18 protein-coding genes and 1 pseudogene are annotated in these 20434 nt (G+C 59.1%); 1 reads left to right on the top strand and 18 read right to left on the bottom strand.

Annotated features, from left to right (window positions below; translation table 11 throughout):
- Positions 1–292: 292 nt before the first annotated feature.
- The 6 genes from C7534_RS15115 to C7534_RS15090 all read right to left on the bottom strand — a co-directional run bounded on the left by C7534_RS15115 (position 293) and on the right by C7534_RS15090 (position 5722).
- The gene (locus C7534_RS15115) at positions 293–1144 is read right to left on the bottom strand and encodes a hypothetical protein (protein WP_109786250.1); all 852 of its coding nucleotides are present in this window, start codon (positions 1142–1144) and stop codon (positions 293–295) included.
- A gap of 152 nt (positions 1145–1296) precedes the next feature.
- Positions 1297–1956 (bottom strand): helix-turn-helix transcriptional regulator, encoded by a 660-nt coding sequence (locus C7534_RS15110; RefSeq protein WP_046030305.1) that lies wholly within the window; start codon positions 1954–1956, stop codon positions 1297–1299.
- A gap of 20 nt (positions 1957–1976) precedes the next feature.
- Positions 1977–2606 carry a hypothetical protein gene (locus C7534_RS15105; protein ID WP_109786249.1) on the bottom strand — a complete coding sequence of 210 codons (630 nt, stop codon included), beginning with the start codon at positions 2604–2606 and terminating at the stop codon, positions 1977–1979.
- 132 nt (positions 2607–2738) lie between these two features.
- Positions 2739–3797, bottom strand: a complete 1059-nt coding sequence (locus C7534_RS15100) for an acyltransferase family protein (protein WP_109786248.1) — start codon at positions 3795–3797, stop codon at positions 2739–2741.
- A gap of 75 nt (positions 3798–3872) precedes the next feature.
- Positions 3873–4106: a hypothetical protein gene (locus C7534_RS15095; RefSeq protein WP_046030302.1), complete on the bottom strand. Its 234-nt coding sequence runs from the start codon at positions 4104–4106 to the stop codon at positions 3873–3875.
- 137 nt (positions 4107–4243) lie between these two features.
- The gene (locus C7534_RS15090) at positions 4244–5722 is read right to left on the bottom strand and encodes a family 16 glycosylhydrolase (protein WP_109786247.1); all 1479 of its coding nucleotides are present in this window, start codon (positions 5720–5722) and stop codon (positions 4244–4246) included.
- 23 nt (positions 5723–5745) lie between these two features.
- Between C7534_RS15090 and C7534_RS33295 the strand changes: the two genes are divergently transcribed.
- The gene (locus tag C7534_RS33295; RefSeq protein ID WP_371916738.1) at positions 5746–5793 is read left to right on the top strand and encodes a hypothetical protein; all 48 of its coding nucleotides are present in this window, start codon (positions 5746–5748) and stop codon (positions 5791–5793) included.
- An 8-nt stretch (positions 5794–5801) separates the two neighbouring features.
- Here C7534_RS33295 and galE read toward each other — a convergent pair.
- From galE to C7534_RS15025, 12 genes and pseudogenes are all read right to left on the bottom strand, one after another.
- Positions 5802–6806, bottom strand: a pseudogene (gene galE, locus C7534_RS15080) (UDP-glucose 4-epimerase GalE); the annotation flags it as partial.
- Between the two features lie 29 nt (positions 6807–6835).
- Entirely contained in the window at positions 6836–8254 is a 1419-nt protein-coding gene (locus C7534_RS15075) for an oligosaccharide flippase family protein (RefSeq protein WP_077431957.1), read from the bottom strand.
- 13 nt (positions 8255–8267) lie between these two features.
- Positions 8268–9221, bottom strand: a complete 954-nt coding sequence (locus tag C7534_RS15070; protein WP_046030298.1) for a glycosyltransferase family 2 protein — start codon at positions 9219–9221, stop codon at positions 8268–8270.
- A 15-nt stretch (positions 9222–9236) separates the two neighbouring features.
- Positions 9237–10550: an O-antigen ligase family protein gene (locus C7534_RS15065; RefSeq protein ID WP_109786245.1), complete on the bottom strand. Its 1314-nt coding sequence runs from the start codon at positions 10548–10550 to the stop codon at positions 9237–9239.
- Positions 10547–11659 (bottom strand): glycosyltransferase, encoded by a 1113-nt coding sequence (locus C7534_RS15060; protein WP_046030296.1) that lies wholly within the window; start codon positions 11657–11659, stop codon positions 10547–10549. The genes C7534_RS15065 and C7534_RS15060 overlap by 4 nt, the downstream gene beginning before the upstream one ends.
- Positions 11656–12738, bottom strand: a complete 1083-nt coding sequence (locus C7534_RS15055; protein ID WP_109786244.1) for a glycosyltransferase — start codon at positions 12736–12738, stop codon at positions 11656–11658. Before C7534_RS15055 ends, C7534_RS15060 begins: the two co-directional genes overlap by 4 nt.
- Positions 12739–12740: 2 nt before the next feature.
- A complete protein-coding gene (locus C7534_RS15050; RefSeq protein ID WP_109786243.1) occupies positions 12741–13445 on the bottom strand; it encodes a WecB/TagA/CpsF family glycosyltransferase in 705 nt (234 codons plus the stop codon).
- A gap of 13 nt (positions 13446–13458) precedes the next feature.
- Positions 13459–14799: a UDP-glucose dehydrogenase family protein gene (locus C7534_RS15045; protein ID WP_109786242.1), complete on the bottom strand. Its 1341-nt coding sequence runs from the start codon at positions 14797–14799 to the stop codon at positions 13459–13461.
- Positions 14800–14829: 30 nt separating this feature from the next.
- On the bottom strand, positions 14830–16221 hold the full coding sequence (locus C7534_RS15040; protein ID WP_046030291.1) for an undecaprenyl-phosphate glucose phosphotransferase: 1392 nt from the start codon (positions 16219–16221) through the stop codon (positions 14830–14832).
- Between the two features lie 181 nt (positions 16222–16402).
- A complete protein-coding gene (locus C7534_RS15035) occupies positions 16403–18715 on the bottom strand; it encodes a GumC family protein (RefSeq protein ID WP_046030289.1) in 2313 nt (770 codons plus the stop codon).
- Between the two features lie 2 nt (positions 18716–18717).
- Positions 18718–19251, bottom strand: a complete 534-nt coding sequence (locus C7534_RS15030) for a polysaccharide biosynthesis/export family protein (protein WP_109786241.1) — start codon at positions 19249–19251, stop codon at positions 18718–18720.
- Between the two features lie 12 nt (positions 19252–19263).
- Positions 19264–20424 (bottom strand): outer membrane beta-barrel protein, encoded by a 1161-nt coding sequence (locus C7534_RS15025; protein ID WP_109786240.1) that lies wholly within the window; start codon positions 20422–20424, stop codon positions 19264–19266.
- Positions 20425–20434 lie beyond the last annotated feature (10 nt).

Genomic DNA, 20434 nt, shown 5'->3' with positions numbered 1-20434 from the left:
CAACCGGCCTGACGACAACCCTGAGCTCCTACACGGCTGTAAGGCCGTTCCACTAATTAGGGTCGTTGGGCATCGATTCTCATCGAGGCGCGGGGTGACAGCCCCACTCAGACGCCGGATAGATGAAAGCAAGCCAAACACGACATCAAAAACAGTATTGCAGAAAAGGGGGTAACCATAGATGTAGGAGCCGAGCTTGCTCGCGATAGCGCAGTGTCAGTCGATACAAATGTTGACTGATACACCGCCATCGCGAGCAAGCTCGGCTCCTACAGGGGTGGTGGTGGCGGGATCAGGAAACCTGCGTTTGAAGCGTGTCCAGAAGGTGGGCAAGAGGGTCGGCCGTTTTGTCATCGTTGGCTTTGTCCTTGTCCGAGCCATCCGTCACTACACCCGCGAGGATTTCAGCCAGGTTGTGAAAATGCCCGGACTTCTTATCGGCGGGATCCGAGCCAGCGTTCTGGTTCAGTGCCGCTTCCAGCGACAGGTGTTGGGTCAGCCATTGCGGCGTGTTCTTTTCTTCGGGGCTCATGTTGTCGAGAAAATCCAGGGCGGCATGAGCGCGGGCAACCGGGTCGTTGGCGAACGGGTCTTTCCAGTTTTTTTCCTGGTCCGCCGGGCCACTGTAATAACCGGTGGCGAGTCGGCCTTGCTGGCGCATCAAGGCTTGGGCCGACGCTTGTTCATCGGCGGTGAACTTGCCGCCTTCGTTGGTGGCGACGGCGTTCAACGAACGTCGATCCAGGTCGCCAAACAGTGCATTACGGTCTTCATCCGTCTTGGCGTATGGCTGGCCGCTGGCGGTCATCTGCGCGTATTTTTCATCCATGCGCTTGCGCGCGTCGGCGGCCACTTCCGGGAAGGTCTTGTCCTTGGAGCTGGAGACTGCGCCAGGCTTGGACGCGCCAAGCACCAGCGCGTCGGCATTCATCCCCGCGCGGACCGGGAAGTACGGCGCATTGCCGACGATCGAGCTGCTGTAATCGGTGGAAGTGCTGGAGAGGCTCACCGAATCAATGTTTGACGTCTGGGTCTGCGCTGTCTCGTCTTGACCGACCTGCTGCCGGGTATTGGCAGACTTCGAATCGACAGCCGCCGCGTAGGCAGACATCGCCGCATTCGTTGAAGTTGAGACAGTGATCATTGTGCTTCCTTGGCGAGGACCGCTCACAAGTAGGAGCGTTGAGACGCTCGATGCCAGACACGGTACGTCGTATCCGTGACGCTTTCAGGTGTATCGGCGGCGACGCCCCCTACTTGAAGGCGCCGGTCGGTGGCCAGGGTTTCACCGATGATTCAAGGCGTCGGTTCCGGTTCTGTGGTCGCTTCAGCCTCTTCCTGAGGCTCACTCGGCCGCAGTTTGAACCGGCAGACATTTCCGCCCCGAACCATGCATTCCGTATGGTCGACCTCACCCCCCCCCAACGCGCCGATCAAGGCCAGGTCCAGCTCGCAGACCACCGGATGCGCGGCGGCGAGGCGGTGGAATACGCAGTTGTGCGCGACGATTTCCTTATCGTCCGAGCTGCGAAAGATCACCTCGGCTTCGTACCCGGCCTGATTCATGTGCTGCACGATGGTGCCTTCGTCCACCACGTGCTGTTCACGGTCCAGCGCCAGTTTACGACCCATGCTGCGCATCAGTGCCGCCAGGGCTTCGGGGCCGATGATGCCAGCCACTTCGTCAATCAGGACACTGGCCAGCAGCTGATACTGGCGAGGGAATTGCTCCTTCGCATGGTCGGTGAGCTGATACAACTGCTCCGGACGCCGCCCCGTCGGGCGCGTATCACCGCGCAGCACCAGGCCGGCACCCTCCAGCGCCGCCAGGTGCTGGCGAATCGCGGTGCGGGTGACGGCCAACTGCTCGGCCAGCTCGTCAATGCTCATGCCGCGTGCATGGTGCAGCAGCGCATTGAGCAAGTCCTGCTGGGTTCGGCCCAGTCCTTCAAGCATGGGGTGTCCTCGCGCGGGGCTCAGAATTTATCCGGGAATTGTTTGACCAGTGCCGCCGTCAGTGCGTCGGCCAGCGCCAGTATGTGGGTGCGCATCATGTTCCAGGTGCTGGCTTCGCCGGCATAGTCGTGCGCGGCGATTTGATCGATCTGGCTGACATGGTGCCCGCCGTGGGCGGCCAGCATCGTGACCAGGGTGCTCTCCGGCAAGTTGGGGTTGGCCTTGGCCAGGAAGGCGGCGATGGCTTTGGCGTTGCTGGTCAAGTCAGCGACGGCGGCCTGCTTGCCTTTCGCATCCTTGGCGACGGTGGCGTCGCTGTAGTGTTTCACCGCGCCCCAGTGACCGGCAAGCAGCTTGAGCAGCTGATCGGCAGCGGGCTGGCCGTAGAGCGGGGCGATGCTGTTGGCGATTTTGGTGGCGTTATCGACCACCTGATCGGCGGCGACTTTAGCCTGTGCCTTGTCGTGCTCCTGATTGGCAATGGCGTAGCTTCTGATCCAGAAAATATGCTCGACCCACAGGTCCCGCAGAGCGAGACGGGTGGTGAGTGCCGCGCTGTCGGCGGCGGGCGGTGAAGCGGGGGGCGTCTGGCTCCAGACGGGTTGAGCGCACAGGGCCAACAACAATAAAGCCAAGGTTTTGATATTCATCACGGCACCCTCTGTAGGTGGGATTGTTCGACAATATCAATTAAAGCATCAAAATATGTTTTTATTGGGCGTTAGCAAAAATTGCAGATCAACGGTCATGTCGCTGCGCTGCGCTGCGGTGGAGGAGGCGCTTTATCGAGGCTTATTCGCCTCGACACGTTTGAAGGAGAATGAAAGGGCTTTTTTAATGTGCCTGGCAATGGGGGTTTCTATTTGTTTGTGGATGACATGAGACGCACCGATCATCAACGCGATAGTGCCCCAGAGCAGGATATGTGGGTTTATCGCCGGGTAGGCAATGTTGAAAATCATAAAGCCGATCATTTGATGCAGTAGATAAAGTGGGTAAGTCAGCGCGCCTAATGCCGTCCAGTTGAATGTCCCTACGGCTGCAGTCTTGTTCGTTGCGACCAGGAAGAATGTCATGAAGAACAGGATGATCATGCTGCAGACGATCAGGGGATCGAAGTCGGTTGGATATTTGGTTTCGAGCAATTCGGCCCAAACGATGGCGGTGAAGCAGGCCAATGCCAATGCCCCAGCCAAGAGCAGCACTCGTGTTTTGGTGATCCCCTTGGCCCAGATCATGAAGAACGTCGCACCCGCTATGAAATAGGCGGCGTAATCGGTAATTAATACCGAGCGCAACTTTTCGAAGGCGAATACTTCGGCACCGGCAGAGATCAGCAACCACCACACAAGACAGGTTTCTATTTTTTCTATTTTCTTGAAGGCCAGGAGAATGGAGATCATCAGGTAGAACTTTATTTCTACAAACAGCGACCAGTACACGCCGTCTATGGGCTCGACACCTACAAAGTCGCCCAGCAACGTCATGTTAATAATGTATTGATAAACATCAGCGGTGTATCGCGGCTGCCCAATGGCCAGCGTGATCAGAAAAGTCAGGGTGCAGCACACCCAGAAAGCAGGGTAGAGGCGAATGGCGCGGGATATGAAAAAGGCTTTGAGATTGTTGCCCGACGCGGTCATGAGAATGACGAATCCGCTGATCATGAAAAACAGTTCGACACCCAAGTAACCGTATTTGGCAGGCTCAGCCAACAGCGGGTAGGGCATTACAGACATGTCGCCTTTTGCATACCCGCGAAAAGCATAGTGAAAAAACACCACGGCGAGCGCTGCCAGGAAGCGCAGCAAATCCAGTTCATTCAGCCGGCGTTTGATCACGTACACGCTCCAGATGGGTTGGCGCTGATTGACAACTGACCTCCCTGCCGATTGAACGTTGATCCAGCGCGAACGCTAGAGCAGCAGTAGCGCCTCATGGACTTCAATTGAAGGGGTAACACCTTCCTTGCGTTGGCTCTCGAGCCAGTTTCTGGTTTTGATGACATCGAAGATCTGGCCTTGATCCATCAAGGTCAAAAGCAGCTCATCGGAAACCCGATAGCGCCCGCATTCCGGACAATCCCTTTCCTCCCATGGGCCGTGGCACTGAATGCGTTCCGCCACGCCGACACAAATCAGACAATTCACCGTTAGCCCCTCATTCTTGTTTTTTTAACCGCCGCCCGGGAGCCGGATGAGGCTGGAATTCTGTCGACCTGACTGCTCGAACGAAAGTTCAGGGGTAATCGGATGAACCTGACGGACAGATCCATGATTGAGAAACGCTACTGACTGCGTTGCCACACCTTGACGTAATCGACTCTGAAGGTAGAGGGCAGGTCAGCATCGTCTACCACTCCGAACCATTGCCACATGGCCTCACTGTCAAAGACGATCTGCATTGGAAAGAAGAAATTCGTATTCCTGGATTCCCGGACCAGCACGCCATCGACGTACCAGCGCAGGGTGTCGGGCTGCCAGTCGAAGCCGTAGACATGAAACGTACTCGCCAGGCGCCAGGGGCTGACCCAGATGCTGGCGCTGGCGACATGTTCGGTGCTTTGGGGCGTGGCCCACAGGTGGGCGTTCATGTTGTACAAGCGGTCGTAGGCAGCGTCTTTGGTCTTGCCGCCGATTTCGAAGATGTCGATCTCGGTGGCGTTATCTTCCATGCCCGTCCAGGCCAGCCAGAAGGCGCTGGAACCTGCCGAGTCCATGGGTTTGGCGCGTGCCTCGTAGTAACCGTAAAAACCGCGCTCGACCGTGCGAACCATGGCGGAAGAATAATCCTTGAAACCCAGTTGCACGTACTTCTGTGGCAAGGCTTCCTTGCGAAAGACGATGTTCAGGTTGCCGTTGGCCAAGAACGCATTGGCCGGCCTGAACAGCGCCGGCTTGCGGCCCAGGGATTCATTCCCCTGGGCATTGTTGACGTGCCAGCGCACGGTGTCGAGAACGTCGCCATCGAAGTCATCGGACAGTTTGCTGTCGAATATCCAGTTACCCGCATCGGCCTGATCGGACAAGGGCAAGCCGGCGTCGTCGAGTGTCGGCAAGGGGCCCAGCGGCCCGACCCGGGTCCAGGTATCAGCCTGCCGGGGAATGGCAACCGACCACTTGTCCGCCAGGTATTGATACGCCTCTTGTTGCTGCGCAAGGGAGGCAAACGGGCGGTCGTACACCAGCACTTCCGCGATATCGCCTTTGAAGTTGTCGGCGTTTCCGACCACGTTGCGCCCGACCGCGTAGGGCCCAATCGGCACGTCTTGAAGTTCGAGCACGGAGATGGTCGGCGCGTAGGCGTCTGCCTGTCGCAGGCTAATGGCAAAGTTGGGCAGCACATTGTCGTTATCGACGCTATTGGGGCGTGAGCTGAACAGCCGCTGCCAAGGGTCTGCCGGGCTCTGTTCGGGCAGCCGGCGGGAGACGATCAGGAGGGTTGCCGGGCCATTGCCAACGCGGATTGTTTTGCCCAGAAACGCCGAAACGCCATTGAAACGCACCACCGCGTGGCCGTGCAAGGCGTTGGCCACGAACTGCGGACCCGAGGGCCCAATGGCGTCGTCCACCGTGGCGTGGTTGGATTTGCCGGACTTGTCGTTCCAGTGCTGGAGGCGGTCCTGTGCGTCGATACTCATGCTCGATGCATCGGCCGCGTCCAGCCACAGCACCAGCCCGGCGGCTGGCGGACGGGAAGGCGCTGGCGCAGCGCTGCACGCCAGCGAAACCGACAACAGCAGTACCCACAGGCATTCTCTGAGCATGTGCTTTCCTTACTGTTGGAACGATTGCTTATTTCACCGCAGTCAATGCCACTACGCCGAATGAGGATTGATAGCCCTGCGGATTGCACGACTGCCAACGCCAGGAATCCGCCATCATCTGATCGAGATCGCGTTGCGCGCTCCAGCCCAGATCCCGTCCAGCCCTGCTCGGGTCGGCCCACATTTGAGCGATGTCTCCGGGGCGACGCGGGGCGAAGCTGAAGGGGATGGTGATGCCGGTAACGTCTTCGAAACTGTGGATGATCTGGAGCACGCTATAGCCAATGCCGGTGCCCAGGTTCCAGGAATGAATGCCACCCATGTCTTGCAATGCCTGCAGCGCCTTCAGATGACCATTGGCAAGGTCGACCACATGGATGTAGTCGCGCACGCACGTTCCGTCCACGGTGGGATAGTCGCGGCCGTACACCGTGAGTTCGGGCATCCGTCCAATCGCGACCTGCGTCAGGCACGGCAACAGGTTGTTGGGGCGGCCCTTGGGGTCTTCGCCGATCATCCCGCTCTCGTGAGCGCCAATCGGGTTGAAGTAGCGTAGCAAGGCGATGTTCCAGCGCGAATCGGAGTGACACAGGTCGGTCAGCAGCTCTTCGATCATCAGCTTGGTCCGGCCATAGGGATTGACGGGTTTGCCAGTGCCGAGATCTTCGGCAATCGGTACTTGCGTGGGGTCGCCATACACCGTGGCCGACGAGCTGAACACCAGGTTGAACACTTCATGACGCACCATCGCCCGGCAAAGATTGAGTGTCCCGGCGACGTTGTTGGCGTAATAGTCCAGTGGCTTGCGGATGCTTTCTTCCACGGATTTGAGACTCGCAAAATGCACCACGGCATCGATGTCGTAACGACTGAAAATGTTGTCGAGCAAGATCGAGTCGCCCATGTCGCCATTGATGAAATCGACCCGGGTGTCGGTCAGTAGCTCAAGGCGCGCGATGCACTCTCGACAGCTGTTGCACAGGTTGTCGAGTATCAGCACGTGGTGTCCGGCGTTGATGAGCGCCAGGGCGGTATGGGAGCCGATGTAGCCGGCCCCGCCAGTGATCAGCGTAGTTTTGCGCATGGTGAGGTGTTCCTGTTTCGGGATTGAATTCAGCGAGCGGTGAAAACCGATTTGAATTCTTGCGGCCAGCGCGGGTGCATGACGCTATACGCCACGGCATAGCTCAGCGCGCCTGCCACGATGTTGCAGATCAGGTGCAAGTAACCTTCAAAACCCGATCGGGAAGAAACCAGGAGGACGAATGCGGCCATGACGAGCGAGGCAATCACGCTGCGATAGTTGGTGTCGAAAAACAGCCGCCAGTCATAGCCGATTGCGCTGTTCAAGCCGCGGATTTGCAACGGTGTGATGATCGCCATCCGGGCCAGTAACGCCAGGGCGGCAGCCATGCCGCCATAGAGACTGCCGAAGCTATAGACCAGCGCCAGTGCCAGTACCGTGGTTGCCACTTCGGCCTTGATGGTCAGGTAACTGCGATTGACCGCGACCAGTGCGGTCGTGGCGTACATGGCGGTATTGCCGATGGCTGCCGTGCACGCAAGCACTTGCAGCGGCGCAATGGCCTCGGTCCATTTGGCGCCGAAGATCAACAGGATCACGTCGTGCGCCGTGAGTGCGATGCCGATGAACAAGGGCGTCAGCAGGAAGCCGCTGACAGCGGTCGAATCGCTGAAGATCGCGCGCAACCGTGATGGATCGGCGCTGCGCCGCGCGAACACTGGTAGCGCATAGCTCAGCAGGCCGTTGTAAATCGCGGTGCGTGGCAGCTCTATGATGCGCATCGCCATGTTGAACATGCCGACCGCATTTGCGCCGGCCGTCATGCCCAGGACCACGTTGACCCCACGCTGCAGCGTTTGCGAACTCAGCGCGTTGACGGCTACCGGTGCACCGGCCTTCAACAGTTCTCGCAAGACGGGGCCGTCAATATGAAAGGCGATGCGCTGCCGGTCTGCGCGCATCAATACGATGATGGACACGAACTCCATGATCAGTGCCTGGGCAATGACCGCCCAGGCCCCCAATCCCCAAAGCGCGACAGCGACGCCGCCGACGCCACCACACACCTTGCCCAGCAGCGTGCGCGACGCCAGCGTCTTGAAGTCGCCGCTACGGCGCATCTGCGCCACATAGACCCGCGCCATCATGGTGAACAGGATTTTCACCGAGGCCACCGCCGTCATCCATCGCAGCATCGGGTCAGGCGTGTACACAAGTACCGCGCCCGAGATGACGACGATGGACGCCAGACTGACGAGTACCGCCGCCCAGAAGGCCGTGGAGATGTGTTTGTCCTCCAACCTCTCGAGTCGTACCAGCGGGTCTTCCAGAACCGATGAATACACCAGGCCGATCAACTCGACGATGGCAATGATCACCGTGCCCACACCCAGCTCTGCGGGCGACAGCAGCCTGGCATACGCGACAAAGGTAATCATCGACAGGAAGATCAGGCCGAATTTCTCGGTGAAGATCCAGATCAATGTAACCAGACGGTGATTGGCCATGGCGGATACCGGTTCAATGAGCGGTGGTTGACGCCGTTGCCTTGCGCAATGTTCGAACACAGGCATAGAGGTAGCGCAAGGTCGGTTTGCCGTTGGCGAAGATCAGCGTTTGCCAGGAATAGTCCAGCATTCGCCGGTAGACGCCGATCACGTCGGCATGCTCGCCTTTGCGGGAAAAGGCATTGAGAAAGTCAGTGTGGTTGCCCAGCACGAAATCGATCCGTTGCTGCTTGCTGAGCTGCGCGCCGTAGCGGGCGAGGTACACCTCGATGAACCTGATCTTGTTCGGGTAGTACTTCTTCGGTTGCGCGGTCATGTTGCCGGCATTGACCGTGCGCTCCAGCAGCACTTGCGGCACCGTGTGGATCTCCCAGTGTTCGGCGATCCGGGTCCACATGAAGCGGTCTTCGGAGTAACGCAGGCTGGCATCGAAGCCGCCGAGTTGCAGGATCACGTCACGCTTGACCAGCGCGGTGGATACGCCATTGAGGACGTTGGCGTGGATGAAATCGTAGAAATGCCGGCCGTTCTTGCGCAGATTGTCCATTTGCCGCCTGCCGTCGCTGTAATTGACCTGCGTGTAGCAGTCGATCAGCCCCACCGGCCGGCCTTGACGACTCAGTTCGTCATACAGGGCCAGCTGTAGCTCCAGTTTTTGCGGACGAAATTGGTCATCGGCATCGAGAAACGCCACAAACGTCTCCTCAGAGTGCCGCAGACCGTGGTTGCGGGCGCTGGCCTGGCCTTCGTTGGCCTGGTGCAACAGCGTCAGGCGAAACGGCGCCGCGAAGGCGTTGACCCGTTGTGGCCCGTCATCGGAGGAACCATCGTCGACGACGATGACGTGGTCGGGCAGTCGGGTTTGCCCGGCCAGGGACGCCAGTGTTTGCTCAATGCTGTCGGCGCCGTTGTACATCGGGATCACGACACACACTGTATGCGGTAAAGACGGGGCTTGGTCTGACACGGGTGTCTCTCCTTTTTACGCTTTGGCTGAATCGCGCGGTAATGCCCTGCCAGACGGACGCTGACGCAGGGTTGCCGGGGACAACTCGGGATAGGTCGCAGGGTGATGCCGAAAGGACAGGGCCAGGGTGCAGAACACCAGGAACTCGGCAGAGCGGTAGTTGGGAATCACGTACGCCACGTAATTGGTGACGGCGAACAGACCGATGATCACCAAGGCGCTGGCGCGAAACTGCGCAGACTGGTTCGCCGTCACGGCCCGGTACTGTTTGATCAGCGCTTCAGCGAGCAGCAGAGCCAGCGCGGTCAGTTGGATGATGCCGCCGTTGAGCAGGGTCTCCACGTAACCGCTGTGCGCGTTGCCGATGTAACCCCAACGCTTTATGAACGCGGCGGCATCGGGGCTGGACCAGAAGGCGCCGAAGCCGTAGCCCTTGAGGTATTGATCGTCGACAAACGGCCCGAGCAGCTCCCAGATCATCGTGCGGTCGGTGAGTGACGGGTCACGACCGGCCATTTCCAGCAACACCGCAAAGTTGCTGTAGAGGAACAGGCACACCAGCAGGTAGAGGAGTGTGCAGCCGAGGAACAACAGCTGCGATCGGTTCATGCGTAAACGGATCAACGTCAGGAAATACCAGTAGCTGATCGTGCCGGCAATCACCAGCACCACCCCGGTCGCCGACTGGGCAAGCAAGATGGCAATCAGCGAGAAGAACGAGCAGAACAATGCCCAGCGGTTACGCTGGCGAATCATCGGCAGCAGCAACAGGATCGCGATGGCGTTGATCCGTGCGCCGGCATTCTTCTCCATGAAAATCCCTTTGAACGCGCCTTCGCGAATACCGCCGGAAACGAACGCGGCGCTGGGCATGACCAGCGCCAGGATCAAACCGATCAACGCCGCCACGCCAATGGCGCAACCGAGCATGAAGGTGATTTTTTCGAGGCTGTAGTTGTAGGCGATGAAACCGGCGAAAAACACCACGCTGATCATCGCGACAAATCGTTTGAGGCTGAGCATCGGGTCAGAGGACCAGCCGATGGAGGCGATCACGCAGAGTAGGAACACCAGCAGAAAGAAGTTGCCGCGGTAAAAGCTTTTGCTGAGGAAGACCTTGTTGCGGATGAAGAAAAACAAAGGCACCAGCAACGTGATCAGGCCGCAGATCTGGTTGGTCACGTTGCCTTCGAGGTCTTTGTCGATGTCGTCGAAACTCGAGGCGCTGCCCAAACCGAGGACAAACGAAATCACCTGGATGTAAAACAGCACACCGAACAAGGTGAAGCCGTCACGCAGGGTGGAATAGCGGATCTCCAGTCGGTTCATGGCGAGGGACTCCCGAGCAGGGCGCTGAGGTAGGTTTTTACCGCGCTGGCATTCATGAAACGGGCGGCCGCGTCGAGGCGCGCCTGACGGTGTTCTTCTCGTGGGGTGGAGAGTTGCAGGGCAATCGCCTGCGCCAGGGCCATCGGGTCATCGACCGCCACGAGGGGGGCGACGACACCATTGATCAGGATGTCTTGCGGGCCATGCGGGCAACGGGTCGAAACCACCCGCGTCCCCGTGGACAACGCTTCGACCAGCGCATTGGGGCTGCCTTCGAAGCGCGACGACAACACGAAGCAATCGGCCGCCGCCACCTCTGCCATGGGCTCATGGGTGTAGCCCGGCAGGTCAAGCCGATGCCCCACGCCCAGCTTGCGAGCCTGTTCCAGCAATTGATCGCGCAAGACGCCTTCACCAAAAATGATCAGGCGCGCGTCGCGATTCGGCAGCGCGGCGAACGCGGTAATCAACGTATCGAAGCCTTTTTGCGGGGCTAGGCGACCTACGGCGACAATCACCGGGTTGGACGCTTCCAACAGCCAGGGATGGCTGGGCGGTTGATGCGGTTTTTCCCGAAAGTCGTTGTCGAGCACCGGATTGTCGGCAATGGTCACGTCCTGGCGACGGGCAATGGTGGTGTCGATCAGGTCTTGGGCGACGCCGCGCGAGACGCAAATCACCGGGTTGGGAATCAGCCGATACAGCAGCGGCGCCACCGTGTAGGCGACGCGCACCATGAAGTCGGGGTTGACGTGTTTGTCGTGGGAGAACGCGTTGCGTTCGCTGACATGCAGCCGCGACAGCGTCCCCGACAACGCGGCGGCGACAATGGCGATCACGTTGACGTGAGTGAGCGCCGCCAGTTGCGCGTCGAAGCGGTTTTGTCGAAGAAAACGCACCAGTGCCGGTACGGCCCTTGAACTGCGCGGGCTGCGCAATTCGACCTTTTTTACCCGTGGGTCGAGGTACGCCGCGTTGACGCCACCGCCGGTGAGCATCAGCAGGGTCACGTCATTGCCCGCGTCCACCAGCGCCCCGGCCAGGCGCGTCATCATTTTTTCGGCCCCGCCTGCGCTGAGGTCGTGCAGGATAATCAGCAACTTTTTCATTGATTCCACACCTGGTAGTACGCTTGCGCGGCGTCCTGGCTGGTGTACTGACGTATCGCGTCGGAAATCATGCCTTCATTGACGGCGACCCGACCCTGCAAAAACAGGCTTTGCAGCATGCCTTCGGCCAGTGCCGGCGCATCGTTGACGTTGACCAGTTGGCCGAGGCGGCCGTTGTCCAGCAATTCTCTGGGCCCTGTTTCGCAGTCGCTGGCCAGCACCGGCGTACCCAGCGCCAAGGCCTCGATCAGCACCGTCGGCATGCCTTCATGCACCGAGCTGAGAATGAACAAACGTGCGTTCTTGAGCAGCGGATAGGGGTTGCTCAAGAACCCGGTGAAATGCACCCGGTGCGCGATACCCAGGCGATTGGCCTGTACCGTCAGCTCACCTCGCAAGGGACCGTCGCCGGCAATCACCAGATCCGGTACCGCCTCGCTGTGCAGGGCCATGGCATAGGCATCGAGCAGCAAGTCAAAACCTTTTGGCGCCACCAGACGGCCCAGGCCCAGCCAATAATTGCGCGGAATTTCAGTGGGCAACGGCGCCTTGGCGGCGTGCAGCAGTTGATCGTTGATGACGGCGTTCGGGCAATAGCGGATGCGCTGACTTCCCCACGGCATCATTTCAGCCAGGGATTGACGCAACACCGTAGACACCGTCACCACCTTGCCGCTGCCACACAGGTACAACGCGTAGAGCAGGCGCAGGCCGGTGGGGCTGGTTTTCTGCTCCGTGCAATCGAGTGTGGCGTGGCGGCTATAGATGACCTTGCAAGGGCTGCCGAGGGTGGCGAACCATGTGCAAAGGTTCGCCTGCTCCTTGGCGGAAATGAGGTGGGTGATGCCTTCACGCTGAATCAACCGGCGCAACAGAATGATCGATTTGAGCCATCCGAGCAGACCGCGCCCGCCGCCGTCATTGAGGCTTTGAGCCCCTTGCGTGTCCGGCGTGTCGCCGTTGATGACGAAGAAACTCACGCGCTGGCCGTCCTTGAGAAACTGCTCGGACAAGCGCTGCTGGACGCGCTCGACGCCGCCACCCGACTTGAAATCCTTGAGGATGAACAGAATGTGCATGGTCATTCCCCGACACGGATGGTGACTTTGTGCCGAACGAGCATTGCCAGTAGTTGCAGGAAATTGCCGGGGTAGTCGACGAGGTAGCGTTTGATGGTGTGCGGCTCGCGGTACATCCGGTAGAACGCGCGCAAATGCAGGCGATTGATCACCTCGGGGTAGTACTGACACGTGGCCATGGCCTCCTGGCGAATGAACCCTCCACAGGTAAATGCCACACCGTGAAAGCCTGCGCGCTGCGCATCTTGTACGAACTGCTCTTGCAATCCGGCACCGAGGCCGACGATCAGGACATTCGCGTCGCTCTGGCAGATGTCGCGCCGGATGCCCTTGGCTTGCGCCACATTGAAGTAGCCATTGTGATAGCCGGCGATGATCAACTGCGGGTAGCGGGCCTTGATCTTGCTGATGAACAGCTCCAGCTCGGCCTGGTGGGCGCCGACGAAATACACCCGTTTACCCGATTGCTCGGCGCTGCCCAACACCGGGTCGGCGATGGATGTGAAATCGAAGCTGACCCGGCCGATGCTGCGCCCGGTCACCTGCGACATGAACGCCGACATCAGCATGCCGTCGCAAAAGTAGGCGACGGTGCCCGGAGTGTCTTTGAAAAAACTGCCGATGGACGCGAAGTTGATGAAGGAATACGCCTGATTGGCGTCGAGCAATTTCGGTGAGTAATGCCTGACAATTTTCAGCTTGATCATGGCCTGACTCCTTTCAGATGACAGCGCGGGTCTGTCGGCCGACGGACACGTAGGTAAAGCCGCGTTGGCTCAAACGCTGCGGATCGAACAGGTTGCGCCCGTCAAAAATCAGCGGTTGTTTGAGCTGTTGGTTGATCAGGTCGAAGTCCGGCGCACGGAACGATTGCCACTCCGTGACGATGATCAGGGCGTCGGCATTTTTCAGCGCCGCTTCTTTGGTGCCCGCCAAAGTCAGGTCATCGCGTGATCCATAGATACGCTGGGTTTCTTCCATGGCTTTGGGGTCGAATGCCTGGACGTTGGCGCCGGCGCGCCACAGCGCTTCCATCAACACCCGGCTTGGGGCTTCGCGCATGTCGTCGGTGTTGGGTTTGAAACTCAAGCCCCACACGGCAAAAGTCTTGCCGCGAAGATCGCCGTTGAAGTAATCGAAAACCTTGGTGTACAGGCTGGCTTTCTGTTCGTTGTTGCGTGACTCGACAGCCTTGAGTACTCGCGCATCGATATCGATGCTGGTGGCCGTGTGAATCAGCGCTTGCACGTCCTTGGGGAAACACGAACCGCCGTAGCCCAGGCCCGGGTAGATAAACTGATAACCAATGCGCGGATCGGAGCCGATGCCGTGGCGGACCATTTCGATGTCGGCACCGAGTTTTTCCGCGATGTTGGCTATCTCGTTCATGAAACTGATCTTGGTCGCCAGCATGCAGTTGGCGGCGTACTTGGTCAGCTCGGCGCTGCGGATGTCCATGACGATGATCTTTTCGCGGTTGCGATTGAACGGTTCGTACAGCTCGCGCATGACCGCTTCGGCGTGCGGGCTATCGGTGCCGATGACGATCCGGTCCGGGCGCATGCAGTCTTCTACCGCACAGCCCTCCTTGAGAAATTCCGGATTGGAGACCACATCGAACGTCAGGTCGCTGCGACCCTTGTCGGCCAGCACCTGTTCGATGTGCGCACGCACCCGGTCGCCGGTGCCCACCGGGACCGTGGACTTGTCGACGATGATCCGGTGGCCGTCCATGTTCAGGGCAATGGTTTGCGCCACGCTCAGCACATATTGGAGGTCTGCCGAGCCGTCTTCGTCAGGCGGCGTGCCCACGGCGATCAGCAGCACCTCACCATGGCGTACGGCGCTGGCCAGGTCAGTGCTGAATTGCAGGCGGCCGCTGTGGTAATTGTCGAGCACCAGGCTCTTCAGGCCGGGTTCGTAGATCGGCAAGGTGCCGTCCTTCAAGGCCTCGACCTTGGCGGCGTCGACATCCACGCACATCACCGTGTGGCCGACTTCCGCCAGCGCAGCGCCCTGGACAAGGCCCACATAACCAATACCGAATACGCTCACATTCATGGTCAAACCTCAGAGAGTCGAAGCAGGGCGTCAGTAGATGTTTTTCGAAAACAGCGTGAAGGGCGTCTTGATCAGAATCTTGATGTCCAGCCACAGCGACCATTGGTTGATGTAGTTGAGGTCTTGGGCGACGCGCAGCTGCATCTTTTCCACGGTCTCGGTTTCGCCACGATGCCCGGTGACCTGGGCCAGCCCGGTAATGCCCGGTTTCAGACGATGGCGGGCCATGTAGGCCTGCACTTTGCCGGTGTAGTAAATGTTGTGGGTGACGGCATGCGGGCGCGGTCCGACCAGGGCCATTTGCCCGAGCAACACGTTGAACAGTTGTGGCAGCTCGTCGATGGAACTGCGGCGCAGGAAGCGTCCAACCGGGGTGACGCGGTCATCGTCACGAGTGGCCTGGCGTACCTCCTGATCGTCGTGGACGCGCATCGAACGAAACTTCCAGACCTTGATCACTTCACCGTTGCAACCGTGGCGGTTTTGCTTGAACAGCACTGGGCCAGGGGAGGTCAGCTTGATGGCGGCAGCGACCATCACCAGCAGCGGGCTGAGCAAAATGACGGCCGTCGCCGCCAGGCTGCGTTCAAACAGGTCCTTGCAAAACAGGCTGGCCGGGTGCGAGCTGATCAGGCTTTCGTTGAGGTAAATCGCCGGCATTCTCTCGATCTCGGAGATCGAGTGATTGAGCAGCACCATGCTGCCGAAATCCGGGATCCACACCACGTCGACATTCATGTCCAGCAGGTCGATGTACAACGCCTCGATAGTGGCGGCATGGGCCATGGTCAGGACGATGTAGACGCGCCGCACATGCAGGCGGGTGATGATTTCGCGAATCTCTTCGACGCGGCCCAGCAGCGGCAGGATGCTCGGCGCCGGGCCGATGTCGTCGGCGGTGGCGATAAACCCCAAGGCCAGTGCGCGGTTTGGCTGTGACAGTTTTTTCGCCAGTTCATGGGCGGTCGGGCAGGTGCCGATGATCACCGAACGGCGCTCCTTGCAGACCATGCGCGCGTGCAACCGTGCAAAGTAGTGCAGGGGCAGAAAGCTCAACGCCTGGACCAGAAAACCCAGGACCGCCCAGACCATGATGACCTGGCGCGAGTACTTCGCACTGGTCTGAGTGATGAAGGCAATGGCCCCCAGAACGGCCAGCAAGATCAGCCAGCCCGCGAGCAATCGACCGAGCCCGACCAACAGGCCGTGACGCTTGTGGTAGACCTGCATCAGGCTGTAAATCGGCACCGAACCGAGCACGGTCAGGATGATCAGAATGCGGTAATCGCTGGTCAGGCTGCCGACGCGCATCAACACGAGCAGCATCAGCAGCGAGGTGGTCAGCGTCATGGCGCACACCCACTGGGCCCAGAACGTCAGGCCGCGGCGGTGCGTCAGATGAGCGGTATAGAGCGGTGTCATGGGCTTGACCTCAAGGCAGACGTAGTGCGCAAACGCTGGACGGGCAGACACGGCGTGGCTCCCGCAGGCTTTTCCGTAGCTCGGCAGAGGTGAAGCAGCTTTTTTTGTTGTGTTTGAGGTGATGCAGCTTTTTGTTATGGCGGGGCGTTATGGTGAGGGGGGAAAGCCCCCCTATCACTCATTACCGGGACGCGAAGTCGTAGTTGTAAAAGGTTCGGGAGTGGTTGTAGCCGTACTTGCGCGCCTTGCGCAGGTCGACCTGGTTGAGCACGGTGCCAAACACCGGTACGTGGCTTTGTTGCAACATGGCAATGCCCCTTTGTACCTGGCCGATTGACGTGCTGTCGGCCTTGACCACATAAATCACCGCGTCCGAATGCTGGGCCAGCAGCAGCGCATCACTGATCATCTCGGCGGGAGGGGAGTCGATGATGATGTGGCGGTAACGCAACTTGAGCGCTTCGAGCATGCGGGCCATGCGCGGCGAACTGAGCAAGTCCTGCGGTGGAGGCTGGCGCGCCGGATTGAGCGCATCGGCGGGAGACGGCAGGCGCGGCGCGGTGAACACATCCACCGAGGACGGCCCCATCTTTCCGGCCGGCAGCAAGTCCAGATTGCCGACCGACAAGATGCAGTCCTCGAGCCGGGCGGTGCCAGCAATCACGTTGGCCAGTCCGGGGCTGTCCGGCGGGAAATCAAAGTTCAGCGCCAGGGTGGGTTGGCGCATGTCGGCATCGATCAGCAGCACACGTTCAAGGGCGGTGAGCGAGCTGGCGAGGTTGTTGGCAATGGTGCTTTTGCCCTCGCCGGCGACGGTCGAGGTGACCAGCACGATCTGCGACGGCATGTCGCTGCTTTGCAGCATCAGCCAGGTGCGCAGGTTGCGAATGGTTTCGGAAAAACGCGGGTGGTCATTGTCCTCAAACAACCGAGCCAGTTGCCGGCGGCTTTTCTTCACGACCAACGGCACGACACTGAGCAATGGAATGTGGAGCATGCTCTCGATGGTTTCATCGGTCTTGAAGGTGTTGCTCAGGCTGTCGAAGAGCAGGGCCAGGGCCACGCCGATCACAGCCGCCAGCAACCCGACGATCCCCACAATCAAGGTTTTGCGCGGTTTGCTGGCTTCCACCGGCACAATCGCCGGGTCGACGATGCGCACCTTGGTCGAGTCCATGTCGGCGGTGGCGGCGGTTTCCTTCAAGCGGGTGACGAAGGTTTCATACAGCGCACGGGTGCTATCGACCTCACGCTGGAACTCGCGCAGCTGAAACTCCTTGCGAGCGATGTCCTGGATCTGCGCCTTGTTGCTGTTGAACGATTGGCGCAACGAGGCTTCGCTGGCCGAGGCGAGCTGGTACTGCCGCTCGATCCCGGCAACCACCTGCTGCACTTGCAATTGCAGGCTGGTGGTGGCGGCGCGCAATTCAGATTGCGCGGAAATCAGGCTCGGGTGTTTGGGACCATAGCGCCCCGACAGTTCATCGACTTTCGCCTGGGCCTTGGCCCGGTCCGCCTGGAACTGCTGGACCAGCGGGTTGCTCAACACCGCGGGCACACTGGAGAGCCGGCTCAAGTCACCATTGCTCAAGGCTTTGGCCTGACGGTATTCGCTCTCGGCTTCGGCGCGGGTACGGCGGGCATCGACCATTCGGCTGCCAGTCATTTCCAGTTCGTTGGCGCTGATGGTGGCGACGCCGCCGACATCGACCAGGCCTTGTTCTTCGCGATAGCCCTGGAGTTTTTTCTCGGCCACGCGCAAGTTGTTGCGCAACTCGACCAGCCGCGTGTTCATCCAGGCCGTGGTGGACTGCGAAGACTTCTCGCTGGTGTCGATCTGGCTGTCGGTAAAGCCTTGGGCCAGTGCATTGGCTGCTGCGGCGGCAAGATCCGGGTCGGGCAGTTCAACCTGGATTTCGAGCAGTTGGCTCTTGCCGACGAACTTGACCGTGGTGTGCAGCATCAGGTTTTGCGTGACCTGGTTGAAGACGTCTTCCTCGGTCGGGGTGTCCTTGACGGGCATCAAAATGGCCAGACCGGGGATCCATTGGTCGAGCTCCAGGGCCGCCAGCCACTTGCGCGGCGTGAACCAGGGCGCCGGTTGCTGGCGCGGGTCGGTGATCGGGTTGGTGGTGAGGTTGAGTTTTCGCACCGCGCGTTCGGCCAGGTCCCGGGATTCGAGAAGGGCCTGCTGGGTCTGCAAGTAGTCAGTGGCGTTGGTGCTTGAGTCCTTGACTTGCTGGAAGGACATCAGCGGTGGTGTTTTTTCGTTGAACAGCAACGTGGTGCTGCCGATGTATTGCGGGGTAATGAGCGAAACCGCCACCGCCGCCAGGGCACAGCTAAACAGGATCAGCCAGCCGATTGTCCATTTTGCGCGCCAGATAACCCTCCACAGTTTGAGTAGGTCAATGGTGTCTCTGTCTTCGCTGTGCTGCTGATGCACGTGCGTTTGCAGAGGACGTTCGACGTAGGTGCTAGGGCTGTTGTCCATGATTAGAAAAAGCCTTGTGCAATGGAAATGGTGTCGCCGGGAGCAATCGTGGTGTTGCGGGTGACTTCATCGGTGAGCGTCGTACCGCCATCGCCGCGCACGATGGTCACGCGTTTGATCGAAGCGCGCTCCGTCAGGCCGCCGCCCAATGCGATGGCCTTCTCCAGGGTCAGGCCGGGTATGAACGGATAGCTGCCGGGTTTTTGCACTTCGCCATTGATGTAGAACGAGCGGTACTCAATCTGGCTCAGGCTGACCTTCGGGTCGGTCAGGTAGCCCTGTTTAAGCCCGTCGACGATGATTTTTTCGACCTGGTTCGGTGTGAGCCCCTTGGCGGAAATCTCACCCAGGAACGGATAGGAAAACGTGCCGGCGTCACTGAGACGGATACGTTTGAGGCTCAATTCCGGTTCGCCAAATACCGTGATGCGCAAGACATCCCCGGCCGCCAGTTTGTACTGAGTACCGGAATCCGCTGCATGGGTCGTGGGGACAACCAGCAAAGTGAACAACAAGCCAAGAGTCTGTGAGTTCATGTCGAAACCCTCCTAAAGGCTTACGTTGAAGCTGATCGAAACAATGTTGCGGGTGAAACTTTCATTGTCGGCATCGGAATCGTTATCGCGGTAGCGATAGCCCAGTTCGATATCCAGCCAACGGCGCATGGCGTAAATCAAACCCAGGTTGTAATCCTGGAGATTGTCTGTACGGCTTTGGCCTTCGTAGACATACCGACCGTACCCGGCCTGGGCCACGGAGGTGATCCGTTCGGTCCAGCCATGACGCCAGCCGACCTGGGTGAAGGTCGACTTCACGGCATCAGCGCCATCGTCACCTTCGGCGAGGGCCTGGCGGGCGAGGAAGGTAAATGTCGAATAGGTTAGAGGTTTCCATTGCAGGTCCACTTGCCAGGTGGGGTTGTCGAGGTCTTTGGACTGGCTGCTGTCGAAGTTCTTTTTCTCATAGCCGATGCGCACTTTGCCTGTCGTGCGTGCGGTGACGTCCCACGTTGCACCGGCGAGTAGGGCATCGGATTTGCTGCTGCGCGGACTGTTGGATAACAGGTAATCAAAATTGGTGTGATCGTATTCCAGCAAACCGCGGGTATTACTGCCGATGCGGTGATACCAGGTAGTCGTCACGCCGGTGGTATTACGTTCTTTGTCGTCGTTGATCCCGTCGGCATTGTCGTAACGAAGTTCCGCATAATTGGCACCGAAATCGATCTGGTTATCTGCACTCTTGGCGCCGTAGGTATATAAGCCGCCGACCCGTTTATTATTGAGCTTGTCATTGACGCCTTCGACGGCCGTCGATTCTGTGCGCTCCCATTTACGGTATTCGGCTTCAAGTTTCAGACGGTGTCGATCGGTGAATTCCATGATGCTGTCCGCCCGCACGCGATGGGCCGTGTATGAGGCGTCCGACTCGTCGTGATAGATGTAGCGGGCGGGTTGCCAGATCAGGCGAGTGGCGCTGTTGCGGTCTTCGGCCTTGAGCTCGAAGGAGGGCGCCAAACGGGTGATCATGGAAGACTGCACATTGCTTTCTAACTCACGAAAGTTGTCATCGTAACTTTCAGAGACTAAAAAAGTCGGGGTGAAGTTGAAGCCGTAAACGTTTATGTATTGTGGGCGAATACTCCATGCCATCCCTGAATAAAGAGAGGCCGTGATCAGTGCAATAAGGCAGCGTGACTTCAAGGCCATGTTATAGCTC

Origin of the sequence: Pseudomonas sp. OV226 (assembly GCF_003148705.1) — a bacterium.
Lineage (GTDB): Bacteria > Pseudomonadota > Gammaproteobacteria > Pseudomonadales > Pseudomonadaceae > Aquipseudomonas.
Note: the sequence above shows the minus strand (reverse complement) of the source record. Positions and strands in the feature narration are given on the sequence as shown.